This is a genomic window from Bacillus sp. AMCV2 (assembly GCF_056033925.1).
On sequence record NZ_JBVYIB010000002.1, the window covers coordinates 877,040 to 891,243 of the forward strand.

The 14,204-nt window shown below is 45.0% G+C and carries 12 protein-coding genes and 1 pseudogene; 7 read left to right on the plus strand and 6 right to left on the minus strand.

Features of this window, described 5'->3' with window-relative positions:
• Position 1 precedes the first annotated feature (1 nt).
• The 3 genes from acoL to AC0OMA_RS04575 all read left to right on the plus strand — a co-directional run bounded on the left by acoL (position 2) and on the right by AC0OMA_RS04575 (position 3,544).
• Positions 2 to 1,378, plus strand: a complete 1,377-nt coding sequence (acoL, locus tag AC0OMA_RS04565; protein ID WP_015482962.1) for an acetoin dehydrogenase complex dihydrolipoyl dehydrogenase — start codon at positions 2 to 4, stop codon at positions 1,376 to 1,378.
• A gap of 115 nt (positions 1,379 to 1,493) precedes the next feature.
• Positions 1,494 to 3,311, plus strand: a complete 1,818-nt coding sequence (gene acoR, locus AC0OMA_RS04570; protein ID WP_041517761.1) for an acetoin dehydrogenase operon transcriptional activator AcoR — start codon at positions 1,494 to 1,496, stop codon at positions 3,309 to 3,311.
• 53 nt (positions 3,312 to 3,364) lie between these two features.
• Positions 3,365 to 3,544 (plus strand): small acid-soluble spore protein H, encoded by a 180-nt coding sequence (locus tag AC0OMA_RS04575; protein ID WP_015383119.1) that lies wholly within the window; start codon positions 3,365 to 3,367, stop codon positions 3,542 to 3,544.
• Between the two features lie 35 nt (positions 3,545 to 3,579).
• Here the strand turns inward: AC0OMA_RS04575 and AC0OMA_RS04580 are convergent, their stop codons facing one another.
• The 6 genes from AC0OMA_RS04580 to AC0OMA_RS04605 are packed head-to-tail and all read right to left on the minus strand — an operon-like array spanning position 3,580 to position 7,422.
• Positions 3,580 to 3,909 (minus strand): YnfA family protein, encoded by a 330-nt coding sequence (locus AC0OMA_RS04580; protein ID WP_015383120.1) that lies wholly within the window; start codon positions 3,907 to 3,909, stop codon positions 3,580 to 3,582.
• Between the two features lie 49 nt (positions 3,910 to 3,958).
• The gene (locus AC0OMA_RS04585) at positions 3,959 to 4,501 is read right to left on the minus strand and encodes a YfjD family protein (RefSeq protein WP_181218595.1); all 543 of its coding nucleotides are present in this window, start codon (positions 4,499 to 4,501) and stop codon (positions 3,959 to 3,961) included.
• A 9-nt stretch (positions 4,502 to 4,510) separates the two neighbouring features.
• Complete coding sequence (locus AC0OMA_RS04590) at positions 4,511 to 5,068, minus strand: YfjD family protein (RefSeq protein WP_003244496.1); 558 nt, start codon at positions 5,066 to 5,068, stop codon at positions 4,511 to 4,513.
• Between the two features lie 31 nt (positions 5,069 to 5,099).
• The gene (locus tag AC0OMA_RS04595) at positions 5,100 to 5,867 is read right to left on the minus strand and encodes a hypothetical protein (RefSeq protein WP_003243767.1); all 768 of its coding nucleotides are present in this window, start codon (positions 5,865 to 5,867) and stop codon (positions 5,100 to 5,102) included.
• An 11-nt stretch (positions 5,868 to 5,878) separates the two neighbouring features.
• On the minus strand, positions 5,879 to 7,102 hold the full coding sequence (locus AC0OMA_RS04600) for a hypothetical protein (RefSeq protein ID WP_181218597.1): 1,224 nt from the start codon (positions 7,100 to 7,102) through the stop codon (positions 5,879 to 5,881).
• 5 nt (positions 7,103 to 7,107) lie between these two features.
• Positions 7,108 to 7,422 (minus strand): WXG100 family type VII secretion target, encoded by a 315-nt coding sequence (locus AC0OMA_RS04605; protein ID WP_003243177.1) that lies wholly within the window; start codon positions 7,420 to 7,422, stop codon positions 7,108 to 7,110.
• Between the two features lie 335 nt (positions 7,423 to 7,757).
• Between AC0OMA_RS04605 and glvA the strand changes: the two genes are divergently transcribed.
• The 4 genes and pseudogenes from glvA (at position 7,758) to AC0OMA_RS04625 (ending at position 13,990) form a co-directional block, all read left to right on the plus strand.
• Positions 7,758 to 9,107: a maltose-6'-phosphate glucosidase gene (gene glvA, locus AC0OMA_RS04610; protein WP_181218598.1), complete on the plus strand. Its 1,350-nt coding sequence runs from the start codon at positions 7,758 to 7,760 to the stop codon at positions 9,105 to 9,107.
• Positions 9,108 to 9,171: 64 nt separating this feature from the next.
• A complete protein-coding gene (gene glvR, locus AC0OMA_RS04615; RefSeq protein WP_100506796.1) occupies positions 9,172 to 9,936 on the plus strand; it encodes a MurR/RpiR family transcriptional regulator GlvR in 765 nt (254 codons plus the stop codon).
• 14 nt (positions 9,937 to 9,950) lie between these two features.
• Positions 9,951 to 11,534: a PTS maltose transporter subunit IIBC gene (malP, locus tag AC0OMA_RS04620; RefSeq protein WP_063335701.1), complete on the plus strand. Its 1,584-nt coding sequence runs from the start codon at positions 9,951 to 9,953 to the stop codon at positions 11,532 to 11,534.
• A 123-nt stretch (positions 11,535 to 11,657) separates the two neighbouring features.
• Positions 11,658 to 13,990 (plus strand): annotated as a pseudogene (locus AC0OMA_RS04625) (peptidase G2 autoproteolytic cleavage domain-containing protein).
• The last annotated feature ends 214 nt before the right edge of the window (positions 13,991 to 14,204 follow it).

Here is a 14,204-nt window from a genome sequence, read left to right on the forward strand (position 1 = left end):
CATGACATTAGCCATTATCGGCGGCGGACCTGCAGGCTATGCGGCTGCGGTTTCCGCGGCACAGCAGGGCAGAAACGTGCTGCTCATTGACAAAGGCAAGCTTGGGGGGACCTGCTTGAATGAAGGCTGCATCCCGACAAAGTCTTTGTTAGAAAGCGCAAACGTTCTTGATAAAATCAAGCATGCCGACAGCTTTGGAATCGAACTTCCGGCAGGTGCGATATCAGTCGATTGGAGTAAAATGCAAAGCCGAAAACAACAGGTTGTCAGTCAGCTTGTCCAAGGCGTTCAGTACCTAATGAAGAAAAATCAAATACAGGTTGTAAAGGGAACAGCCTCCTTTCTTTCTGAAAGAAAGCTTTTGATCGAAGGAGAAAACGGAAAAGAAATCAGAGAGGCGGACCAAGTATTGATTGCCTCCGGATCAGAGCCAATCGAGCTGCCTTTCGCCCCGTTTGACGGCGAATGGATCATCGACAGCAAAGACGCGCTTTCTCTTTCCGAGATTCCGTCTTCACTAGTCATTGTCGGCGGCGGTGTCATCGGGTGTGAGTATGCAGGGCTGTTCGCCAGATTGGGATCGAAGGTGATCATCATTGAAACAGCGGACCAGCTGATCCCGGCTGAAGATGAAGATATTGCCCGTCTCTTTCAGGAGAAACTTGAGGAAGACGGTGTCGAAGTGCATACTTCATCCAGATTAGAGCGGGTGGATCAAACGGCCAAAACGGCAATATGGAAAAGCGGTCAGCGAGAGTTTAAAACGAAGGCCGATTATGTGCTGGTGGCGATCGGCAGAAAACCCCGTCTTGACGGATTACAGCTGGAACAGGCCGGAGTTGATTTTTCTCCAAAGGGCATTCCAGTGAATGGGCACATGCAGACGAACGTGCCTCATATTTACGCGTGCGGAGATGCTATAGGGGGCATTCAGCTGGCGCATGCCGCTTTCCATGAGGGCATCATCGCTGCTTCTCATGCTTCCGGAAGGGATGTCAAAATCAATGAGAAACATGTGCCGCGCTGCATCTATACGTCCCCGGAAATCGCGTGTATCGGAATGACAGAACGACAGGCAAGAAGCATATACGGGGATGTGAAGATCGGCGAATTTTCTTTTTCCGCAAACGGCAAGGCGCTCATTAAACAGCAAGCGGAAGGAAAGGTCAAAATCATGGCTGAACCGGAATTCGGCGAAATCGTGGGTGTCTCGATGATTGGCCCGGATGTAACCGAGCTCATCGGCCAAGCGGCAGCGATCATGAATGGTGAGATGACGGCAGATATGGCGGAGCATTTTATCGCCGCCCATCCGACTTTATCGGAAACATTGCATGAGGCGCTGTTAAGCACGATCGGCCTTGCGGTACATGCATAATAAAGGAAAAAGCAGGCGCATGGATATAAGGCGCCTGCTTTTTTATTGTTGAAAGCGCTTTATTTTTCCCCTACAATAGATGAAAACGGCGTGTAAGGGAGGAGCGATCAAGGAAATGAATTCGGTCCCAAACGATTTGCAAACCTGGAAACGTTTTGTGAAAGACGGTGTGCTTGACGAAGCCCGATTAAGAAAACGGATTGCCGAGTCATGGCATCGCTGCAAAAAAGCTGAGGTCAATCCTTATTTAGAAAAAGGCCCGAAGGTTTTACAGCAAACGGAGCTGGATCATCAGTCAAAAAAACATTCATTCTTCTTGACGACCGCAAAGCCTTACCTCGAAAAACTGCTGCCTGCCATAAAAGAAATGGAAATGATGGCGCTGTTAATTGATTCAGACGGTGTTGTTCTGGCATTGGACGGCCATCCCCGCGCGCTCTATGAAGCCAAACGCATCAACTTTGTCGAAGGGGCATGCTGGACGGAAACGGCTGTCGGAACAAATGCGATTGGCACGGCGCTCCACATCAGCGAGCCGGTTGCGATACAAGGATCAGAGCATTACTCCATTGCTTCCCATCTTTGGAACTGTTCAGCCGCTCCGATTCACCATGAGGATGGCAGCCTTGCGGGTGTGATTGACATATCGTGTCCGGCTGCAGGCGCGCATCCTCATATGCTAGGTATTGCCACTGCGATCGCCTATGCAGCTGAACGGGAACTCGCAGCTAAAAGCCGTGAGAAAGAGCTCGAGCTGATCAGCCGTTTTGGAGAGAGGGCTGCATCCAGTGTGCCGATGGTGCTATGCAATATCAAGCAGCACATCATCAGTGCGAGCATACCGATTCGAACCTCTATGCCGGATTGGCAGGGCCGGCACCTGTATGAGTTGAAGGAACGGGGCTACTCAATCGAAAAAGCTGTCACCATAGGAGATGGCGGCACTTGTTTTTATCTTTCGGAACAAAAGAAAAAGAAGGTGTTTCGATTCAATGGAGTGATCGGGAAAAGCGGCCGATCGCAAGCGATGCTGATGAACCTTGAACGTGCAGCTGCGGCAGATGCAACGGTCTGTTTGTCGGGCGAAACTGGTACGGGAAAGGAAGTCGCGGCTCGCGCGCTTCATGAGAACAGTGAGAGACGGCACGGTCCGTTTGTTGCTGTCAATTGCGGAGCGATTCCGTCTGATTTGATTGAAAGCGAACTGTTCGGATATGCAGAGGGCGCTTTTACGGGAGCGAAACGAAATGGCTATAAAGGCGCCTTTCAAAAAGCGAATCAAGGCACATTATTTTTAGATGAAATCGGAGAAATTTCCCACTCGATGCAGGTTGCGCTTTTACGGGTGCTTCAGGAACGTAAGATAACGCCAATCGGCGGGACGAAAGAAATTCCAGTTGATATCAGAGTTATTGCCGCCACACATTGTGATTTACGCGAGCTTGCCGAAAACGGAAAAATCAGAGAGGACTTGTTTTACCGTCTTCATGTCTATCCAATTGAACTCCCTCCATTACGCGATCGCACCGAGGATATCCCGGATCTCTTTGAGTACTACAAACAGAAGAATCATTGGCCAGGCGAACTTCCTTCTGATTTTTGTAATGTGCTGAAGCAATGGAAGTGGCCGGGAAATATTCGCGAGCTGTTTAATGTATTTGAACGTCTTTCTATCAGATTTCCGGACGGCCGGCTGAGGGATGAATCGCTTCCTGCTTTACTGGAAGCCGCTGGATTGCCGGCCAGCTCTGCAGAAAAAAAGCCAGCTGCTGCCGGCGTGCTTACTTTTCGTGAGCAAATCCAAAAGGATATGATGATCAAAGCGCTTGAATCTGCAAAAGGAAACGTCTCTCAAGCCGCAAAAATCAGCGGGATCCCCCGAAGCACTTTCTACAAACGCCTAAAAAAATTCAACTTGTCCGCTGAATCATAAAGCATACTTCCTTCAGGAAATGGAAACGTTATGTATTGAAGGAGGGTGTTACGATGAATATTCAAAGGGCGAAAGAAATTGTAGAATCTCCCGACATGAAGAAAGTAACATATAACGGCGTTCCTATATACATTCAGCACGTGAATGAAGAAAACGGAACAGCAAGAATTTATCCGCTTGACGAACCGCAAGAGGAGCATGAAGTGCAGCTGACTAACTTAAAAGAGGATTAAACAAAAATGGCCCGCTTCATAAGCAGGCCATTTTGTTATCCGCGCGGCGCAAATAAAATAACACAGACACCGATGAGACAAATGAATGCGCCGATCCAGTCATACAGATCAGGTGTTTTCCGGTCAACAAGCCATCCCCACAGGATCGCAAGCACGATGAATACTCCGCCATAAGCGGCGTATACACGGCCAAAGGATGGGAAGGACTGAAACGTAGGAAGAATGCCGTATACAATGAGGATCAGCGCCCCGGCGATTCCGTAGCCGGCTGGCTTTGCCTCTCTCAGCCATAGCCAAACCAGATATCCGCCGCCAATTTCGGCAAGCCCTGCCGCGAGAAATAAAAGAATGGTAATCAGCATCATGAGCACTCCTCAATTTGCATTTATCTTTCATTATAGAGGAGGAGAGCTTTTAAAGCTTCGGATGATTCTCAAATTCCTTCAAATACGCTTTTCGCTGAACCTCTGTAAATTGGCTGATCCAATTGTTTTGAGCCTCTTCATTCAAATGGGGAAGGATATAGCGTTCAATCGCTTCGAAAAACAGCGGATTCGCGATGATGTTCCAGGTCGGGATTCGAACGATTTTGCCGTCTGTTTTCTCGATGATAATATCCTCAAAAAAGATCCCTTTCAAACTATTTTGATGACGTCCCATATAAAGCCGCTTCACCTCGGAAAACAGCACGCTGCGCTTTCTCGAAAAGATCTCGCCACTAGGTCCGGTCTTTATGCTGAAAATGACATTTCCACGGCTTGTGAACGCAGGAAAAGCCATAAAGAATGTGATCAATCCATAAATTATCGCCAGTAATCCGCCGCCCAAATAAAGCAGGGCATATTTAGATGCAAACGTGAGAGCTTCAGACACCAGCCAGACTCCCACAATAAAGGCGCCCCCTGTAGCGAGGAACAGCCAAGCCCTTAGAAACATCATGCTTTTTACTTCAATCATGTGCTGCCCCTAAAGCTTCGGGTGATTCTCAAATTCCTTCAAATACGCACTGCGTTGGATGTCTGTAAACTGTCCGATCCAATTGCTTTTCGCCTCTTCATTCAGATGGGGAAGGATATAGCGTTCAACCGCTTCGAAAAACAACGGATTCGGAATGATGTTCCAAGTGGGAATGCGAATGGTCTTCTGATCAACGGTTTGGATCAATATATCTTCCTGGAAAATTCCTTTTAGACTAAATTTATGGCGGCTCATCTCAATTTTCTTGATATCAGTAAACGTAACAGACACTTTGTCAGTGAACACTTCTCCATTTTTTCCTGTCTTGATGCGGAAAATGGTATTTCCCCGCGGGGTGAAAGCCGGAAAGAAGATGATAAATAAATATAAACAAAACAAGGTGAACAGAAAGCCAGCAGGAATGGCTAATAGGTAATATTTCGTTTGAAACGTAATACCCATATAAAAGAGCCACAAACATGCTAATCCCATACCGGCAGATCCGACAAAAGCCCATATTCTCAGGAACATTTTGCTTTTGACTTCAATGATTTCTTGGTTTTTCAATGCTTTTCTCCTTTTGTTAATTCAATTCTTATCATTTTGAAATGATTTGATTTACAACATCCTTATGAGCAGGGAGGATAGAAAATTCATTCTGGGTGATGCCTGTGACAAGCCAAGTATGGTGGGCCCCCGGCAGGACAAATGCCATGTCAGCCACTTCAGGAGTGTTATCTTTGCCATATGCCAGACGCATAAGTGTATCCATTTTCCCTTTCCGCAAAGCCAGATCATTTGCAAATCGGGTAACGTCCTCTTGGTGGTCATGTTTTTCAAGGAACTCTTTTAGATATGAAGGGTTGTCTGAAGCGCCCTCCAAGAGTTTTTCAAATTCATTTGATGTCAATGTCACAATCGATTCTCTTTTATCCTCTGTATCTATTATATGTAAAAACTCATCTGTCTTAGCAAGTAACCCTTCACTTGATTCCATTTTTGTAATGCGATGGACTTGTTCATCAAAAAGGAGTTCGTGAGAGTAGGTGCCGAATTTTGATACATGGCAGGACACATTCTGTTCGGCGCCTTGCCCGTTAAATTTAGAAAGCTTCACTGTATAGTCAGCGTCGTTTAATACATGGATAAACGGACAGTACTCGTCCTTTAACCGATATTGATGGTTCCGATATTCCGCTGCATCCTTAGCTAAGAGTGAGCGGCAAGCTGCTTCGAACAAAGCGCCGAGCTGTTCATCTTCTATTTCCGGAAAATAGGCCTGCTTCAAGGCCATCCCCTGTTCAAAAAACCCTTCGCTGTAAAAGCAAAACAAGAGTTCTTCTATGCTAATTGTAAACTGCTTCATTGTTTATTCTCCTATCCAAATGAAAATTTCCCTTTAAGGAAATGGGTTGCGCCGTGTATAAGCGAATCCGCTGTTTTCTTTGCTTTTTCCATTCCTTTTTTCGCGCTGTCTATCCCTTTATGTATCGATTTATTCGCCGCATCGATGCCGTCATTCACTGATTTGACGACTTTGCCGGCTGATTCCAGCCCTTTTTTGGCTGTATCAACGACAGCATGGATCGGTTCTTTCAGCTTTAAGGCTGCTTTTTCGGCAAAACCGGCTGTATATTTGGCGATTTGTTCTCCGACGACTCCGCCAATGTATGAACCTGCTGCCCCAAGAAGGACAGTACCCACAGGTCCTGCAAAGCTTCCAATTGCACCGCCGATGACAGCACCAGCTGTGGCACCGCCGGCAACAAAAATCGTATTATTCACAGCATTCCCGACAGCCTTGGCGTTTTCACGCTTGAGAACTTCGGGTTTGTCCTGGTATTTTGCATAATTTTCAGCAATTTTCACGCCTGCTCCGAATGTTTGGGTCGCACCGGTAATCAGTGTGGCGGTAATGGCATTTCCTTTCGCGAATTTCAAGCCCGTTTTTCCCACATCCTTCAAAGTGGAGCGTACGCCGGCTTCATTAAGAAATCCTTTTGTGTAGCTTCTGACGCTGTTTGAAAAATCCACCGTGTCCTGAGGGAAGTATTTTGTAAACTTTTTATGTACCAAATCTGAAAATGGACGGTTTGTCTTTTTCAACAAATATTTAGGATTCAAAAGCACTCTTGCCGCTTTTTGATAACGTGAGCTGTCAACGGCCCTGGAAATATCCAAGAGCAGTTTTGAGTGCTGGGCTGTATGCAAGCCGCTTGGCTGTTTCACAAATTTTGTAAGCCCTAACCCGTAATATTTTCCCTGTGTCAGCATAAGAGCGGTTAAGCTTGTCATCGTACCGTATTTGTCGTAGGCATTGTAGAGCTTTCGCAAAATATCATCTTGTTCCACAAATTTATCGCCCGTTTTTCTGATGAAAATCTCATTGTCACTTAGCTTAGTGACGAGCGCTTTTCCTGAGCTCCACGCATCGCCGACTCCGGAAAAACAGCTGCTGTAGCGGGGATCGCATTGCAAAATCATCTGCCCCAGCTCCACATGCAGGTCCTTATATTTGTTTTCCATATCAGTTAATTCAGTGACTACATCATTTGCAAGCTGTTCGAGCTTATCCGGATCAACTGCAATGTTTCCTGACACACCGTTCACCTCCCGAGTTTATGTCTTTCCTCTCTTGCTTTACGCTCCAGTTCTTCCATTCTGGCAATTTCAGCTTTTCGTTCTTCTATTTTGACAGCGGCAGCCTTCAGCTCTTGGCTTGTTTCAAGCAGCTCCTGTTCGAATTGATCGTAGGCGGCTTTCGTTTCCTCGAAATCCTGGTCGAATGAATCTCTTGCTTTTCCCTGCCAAGCATCTCCCAATGCAGATAACCGGGATTCAAGCAGCATTTTGGAGCTTCTGACCTCTTCTGCGGCCGCACTGTACTTGTTTGCCAGCTCAATGACTTTATATGAGTCCAACTTTTGTCCCCTGCCTTTTCTAAATTCACGCACAATTGGATGTTTTATATAAATGATTATAAATAATTCGGCATGTATCCGAATCGTACAAAAGAACCTTTTCATAAGAATTGGAAGGGCGTATATTCACTTAAAATTCACAGTTGGTGAGACTTTAAGATTACAAAAAAGGTAAAAAAAACAAATCTCTCAGACATAAGGCAAATGAGAAATTTCCCGCTCTATGGGAAAAAACACTAAAGTTGATCAAATGACCTAAGTGCGCCAAACGTGTTACGGGACGGGCTATCTCATGGTATAAATGGAATTGTAAACGTTATCAAGGAGGTCGTCATATGAAGAAAAAATCATTCTCAATCGTAATAGCGGGCGGAGGGAGCACTTTCACTCCAGGGATCGTACTCATGCTCTTGGACCATTTGGAGGAGTTTCCGATCAGAAAGCTGAAGCTGTATGATAATGATAAGGAGAGACAGGATCGAATTGCAGGTGCCTGTGACGTTTTTATCAGAGAAAAAGCGCCGGATATTGAATTTGCAGCGACGACTGACCCGGAAGAAGCTTTTACAGATGTCGATTTTGTTATGGCGCACATCAGAGTAGGGAAATACGCGATGCGTGCGCTTGATGAGCAAATTCCGTTGAAGTATGGAGTTGTCGGCCAGGAGACGTGCGGGCCGGGCGGGATCGCATACGGTATGCGTTCGATCGGCGGTGTGCTTGAAATATTAGATTACATGGAAAAATACTCGCCTGATGCGTGGATGCTCAATTATTCCAATCCGGCGGCGATTGTGGCTGAAGCTACGAGACGCCTTAGACCGAATTCTAAAATTCTCAATATCTGTGATATGCCGGTTGGGATCGAAGACCGGATGGCGCAAATTCTTGGCTTATCCTCAAGAAAAGAAATGAAGGTCCGCTATTACGGATTAAATCACTTCGGCTGGTGGACATCAATTCAGGATCAAGAGGGCAACGATTTAATGCCGAAGCTGAAGGAGCATGTATCTCAATACGGCTATATTCCGAAAACAGAGGCTGAAGCGGTGGAGGCGAGCTGGAATGACACATTCGCCAAAGCGCGTGACGTGCAGGCCACAGATCCTGACACACTGCCGAATACGTATTTGCAATATTATTTGTTCCCGGATGATATGGTGAAAAAATCAAATCCGAATCATACGCGGGCAAATGAAGTGATGGAAGGGCGCGAAGCTTTTATTTTCAGCCAATGTGACATGATTACACGTGAGCAGTCCACGGAAAACAGCGAAATCAAAATCGATGACCACGCATCATATATCGTTGATCTTGCCCGGGCGATTGCCTACAACACAGGTGAAAGAATGCTGTTGATTGTTGAAAATAACGGCGCAATTGCGAACTTTGACCCGACTGCGATGGTCGAGGTGCCATGCATTGTCGGCTCAAATGGGCCTGAACCGATTACCGTCGGCACCATTCCGCAATTCCAAAAAGGGCTTATGGAGCAGCAGGTATCCGTTGAGAAGCTGACTGTTGAAGCATGGGCGGAGAAATCGTTCCAAAAGCTGTGGCAGGCGCTAATTTTGTCAAAAACAGTGCCGAACGCGCGTGTGGCAAGACTCATTCTCGAGGATTTAATGGAGGCCAACAAAGACTTCTGGCCTGAGCTTGATCAAAGTCCGACCCGCATATCATAACTGAAATTCCCCCATTTTCGAATCTGTAATTGTATATAATAGAAAGAAAATGGGGGGATCTGATATGCAGCTCGAAGAACTGATCAATCAGCACTACAGCAAATTGAATGACAACGATTTTCATATTTTAAAATATATATTGAATCATAAGCACACATGCTATCACCTTGGAATCGACGCGCTGGCCAAAGCTTGCAGTGTATCGCGTTCCTCAATTTTACGGCTTGCCCAAAAGCTCGGTTTCAGCGGTTACAGTGAATTTCGCGTCTTTTTAAAGTGGGAAGATCAGCCGGAAGAAGGCGAGAGTATGAGTTTTCAAAAGCTGCTTGATGATATTGAAGCAAATTTGAAGTTCTTACGGACAAAGGACATGACGGACATGTGCCAGCTGATTGATGCAGCGGATCGCATTTTCGTCTACGGTTCAGGAAATGCGCAAAAGATATGCGCCCGCGACCTGCAAAGAATGTTTATTCCGCGCCATCGCTATCTTATTTTAATTGAAGACACAAATGAATTTAATTTGATGCGCGATGATTTTAAAGTAAACGATCTGTTTATCGTCATTTCTCTTTCCGGAGAAACACCGGAGCTGATTCCTCAGGCAAGAATGCTTTCTGCAAAGGGTATTCCCTTTATTTCCATTACGAATTTAAAAAACAATGTCCTCGCCCAGCTGACTCCGCATAATCTTTATGCGACAAGCAAACCTGTGACATTAAGCGATAAAACGGAAATTGTCGCTTTTGCACCGTTTTTTCTCGTTGGCGAAGCATTGTTCCGCGCATATGTTGATTACAAAGAGGCAGAAAAAAATGACAATGAGTAGCAGGGGGTTCTGGTATGATGCAAAAAATTCAGCGCTTTGGAAGCGCGATGTTTGTGCCTGTTTTATTATTCGCGTTCGCCGGCATTATCGTCGGTATCAGCACGCTCTTTAAAAATAAAACCCTCATGGGCCCGCTCGCCGATCCTGACGGTTTTTGGTATCAGTGCTGGTATATCATTGAGCAGGGCGGCTGGACTGTCTTTAACCAAATGCCGCTCTTATTCGCCATTGGCATCCCGGTTGCTTTGGCGAAGAAAGCTCAGGCACGCGCTTGTTTGGAAGCGCTTACTGTTTACCTGACATTCAACTATTTTGTCAGCGCGATATTGACGGTATGGGGAGGAGCATTTGGCGTCGACATGAATCAAGAGGTCGGCGGAACGAGCGGGTTAACGATGATTGCGGGCATTAAAACGCTCGACACCAACATTATCGGGGCCATCTTTATTTCTTCGATTGTCGTCTTTTTGCATAATCGCTATTTTGATAAAAAACTGCCCGATTTTCTCGGCATCTTTCAAGGCTCAACATATATCGTGATGATTTCCTTCTTTATTATGATTCCGATTGCCTTGGCTGTGTCTTATATTTGGCCGATGGTTCAATCGGGAATCGGCTCGCTTCAAAGCTTCCTGGTTGCTTCTGGGGCGGTGGGCGTTTGGATATACACGTTTTTGGAACGGATTTTAATTCCAACTGGCCTTCATCACTTTATTTACACGCCGTTTATTTATGGCCCGGCTGTAGCGGAAGGCGGGATCGTCACGTATTGGGCACAGCATCTTGGCGAATATTCGCAAAGCGCCAAACCGCTAAAGGAGCTCTTCCCGCAAGGCGGATTCGCGCTTCACGGCAACTCGAAAATCTTCGGTATTCCGGGTATCGCCCTGGCTTTTTATGTGACAGCCAAAAAGGAAAAGAAAAAACTCGTCGCAGGGCTGCTGATTCCTGTCACACTGACAGCGATTGTCGCCGGGATTACAGAGCCGATTGAGTTTACGTTCTTATTCATTTCACCTTTCTTATTTGCGGTTCACGCCGTGCTTGCCGCCACAATGTCGACAGTTATGTATATGGCCGGCGTCGTCGGAAATATGGGAGGCGGGCTGATTGAGGCGGTAACCTTGAACTGGATTCCGCTCTTTGGCAGCCACGGTATGACATATGTGTATCAAATTTTGATCGGGCTCTCGTTTACAGCAATTTATTTTTTCGTCTTCAGATTTTTAATCCTCAAATTCAATATCGCTACACCAGGACGGGAAAAGGATGAACAGCAGGAAACAAAGCTATATTCGAAAAAGGAATACAGAGAACGAAAAAACAAGGAGGAAACGGCCTCCGCTGCTGAAACGGCTGATGACACCGCTTTTCTGTATATTGAAGCGCTGGGCGGAAAAGACAACATCACTGAAGTCACAAACTGCGCCACCCGCCTCAGAGTCAGTGTCAAGGATGAAACAAAGGTTGAGCCCGACAGCGTATTCCGCGCGCTTGGCGCACACGGCGTTGTCAGGAACGGGAAGGCGTTTCAGGTAATTATCGGATTAAGCGTACCGCAGATGCGGGAGCGTGTGGAAAAATTACTAAATGAATAGTGAAAATTATTTTATCTTGCGCTGTTTAAAGACAGCGCTTTTTTTGTTTGTCATACGTTTGCCACTTATAAGTGCAAGGGATGTTATGTTTCTTAAAAACTGAAACCAATAGGGGGAGTAAAAATGGAAAATTATACAACGTTTTTAGGTCTTTACAAACCTGAAAGCACTGAAAGTATTGAAATTGATTCCAAGCTTGCCGAGAATTTCGAAACGATTGATAGTAAAATTGGGATTGCATTAAGTAATGGAATAACAACTTTTGAAAACTTAAATGAAAGACTCAAAATGTATGAGAACAGATTTGAGTACCTTGATGAACGAAACGTAATGGATTATGGAGCTAAAGGAGACGGAGTCACAGATGATACGCAAGCATTTCATGATGCGATGGCCGAAGGCGGTTATCTCATAAAAGTCCCTGCAGGCGTATTTAGGGTATCTGGCTTGCTCGTTCCTTCGAATACAATGCTGGTTGGAGCGGGTAAAAAAAGGACCATCATCAAGTTATTAGACGATACGCCAGTTGGTCACTCTGTACTCACCAATAGTGATCATACAAATGGTAATGAAAATATCTACATTGGACATTTGACACTGGACTGGAATAAAGATACGCGTCCTGCTGGATGGAAGATCCCTAAGGGGCCCACTTCAAGCTGCTTGCTTTTTGCAAATGTGGATTACTCTTTTGTAGAGCATGTTTTTGCAAAGAATGCCGGCCTTCACGGGTTTGATGCTACAAGCCCTAATTATAACAGACACGGAGAAAATGGTGATCCTACCTTTTATCAGCCTGGTGGCTGCAACTTTGTAACCTTCTCATATTGCGAAGCAACAGGCTCTGGCGATGATAATTTCACATGTCACTTTGGAAAGCATACGACTTTCAGTCATTGTCTTTCTTACCATCCGATGGGGTTAAATGATGGGTCTTCAAATACAAACTGTTTTGAAATCGATGATGGCTCTCAGGATGTAATGGTTGATAGCTGCATCGCAATTGGAGGAGTTCGAGGATTTGAAATTAAAGCTCATGATTATGCTCCGGCTGCAAAAAGAGTTCAACTTGTGAACTGCCGTGCCTATGAAAATGCAATTAGTTTTTGCATTCGGCATATAGGACACCACACAGCAAGTGATCCTCAATCAGCATCAGCTCATGACGTTCAGCTGGCTAACTGTATCGCATATAACCCTAAGCCGAGTGATCTGTACAAAGGGGCAGGGCCGAATGCATTGCAAATTTCAGGTTACGATGGCGTCAATGTGGTTAATTTTCATGCTATATGCGATGATTCCTCCATTAACTATAAGGGAAATTCAGTCGTAAGCGTGTATTATAAAGGGCGTCTAATCAATTTAAAGAATATAACGATTCGAGGATTTAAAACTGCTGATAATGATCTTTATATTGTAGGTGGCGACAATTCTGTCGGCAAGGTAATGATTGATGGTGTGACATTGATCGATTCAGCCGAAAAGGGTGTTGTTTTTGGGAGCGGTATGTACGAGTCTGTAGTTAGTAATGTATGGGGGCAAAGATCGCCTAAAAATAACAGTGGTACAGTTGGGATTTTTTCTGTTGACCCTGATCTTAATGTTTCTAATTGTGACTTTTCAGGCTACGAAACAGATTTTAAGATTGGCGGCGTCGTGACGCCGTACTTTTTGTTTAAACATAAAGGAAGCGGGATTATTGGCTCTCGTGATTCCCACGCTACTGGAAATAATAATTTTGTAGCTGGATCTGTTCGAAGCAGAGCAACTGGGGCTGCTCAATCTTCTGTGATAGCCTCATATAATACGATCAATCCGAACTCAGACTCAGTTGCTCTAGGATGGGCAAGTGGGAGCACACCATCCTCATCAAACAGAAAGATAGAATTTCATGCAAAAGATGGAACGATTAAGGCTTCAGGAAGCATAAAAAGTTCCCAAACGTTCTCGGATTACGCTGAATATTTTGAGAGCCTAAGCGGTGAAAAAATTCCGGCAGGAACCCTAGTTACTTTGGAGGGTGATAAAATTAGACCTGCAAAAAAAGGTGACTTTATGCTTGGAGTTATTTCTGAAACAGCTGGTGTGATACTTGGTGAGTCAAGCTTCCATTGGTCTGGAAGATACCTGAAGAATGATTTTGGCGGGTATATTTATGAAAAAAGAAAGGTGCCAATGGCCAAATCGTCATGGCGCCTATGGAAAACCCTGATTATAAGCCAGATAAGAACTATGCCTCTAGGGAAGAGAGGGACGAATGGAATGTTGTGGGCCTTGTAGGACAGGTTTATGTAAGATGCGACAGCACAGTAGAAGCCGGAGACTTTATTCAAGCGCATAACAACGGAATTGCTACAAAAACGGTATCTCCTAAACAAAGGTGGCAGGTCATGAGAGTCATCAAAGAGTTCGACAAAAGTAAGGGATATGGAGTGGTTTTAGTTTTTATTCGGTAACAGTAAAATGTACAGATTCTAAATAGAGTGTTTAACAATGCACTCTATTTAGAGTTTTAATTAGATTTTAGAAATTTTTCACCGCATTTTTATGAGATTATATTCCTCGCAAAAAGTCTTCGTTTTAAAATTTATATTTTTCATTATTCCTACGGTTCCAGCAATCTTCCTAATTTATCTAAGTCTATCCAGCACCTCAACTTTAGTAGAGTAA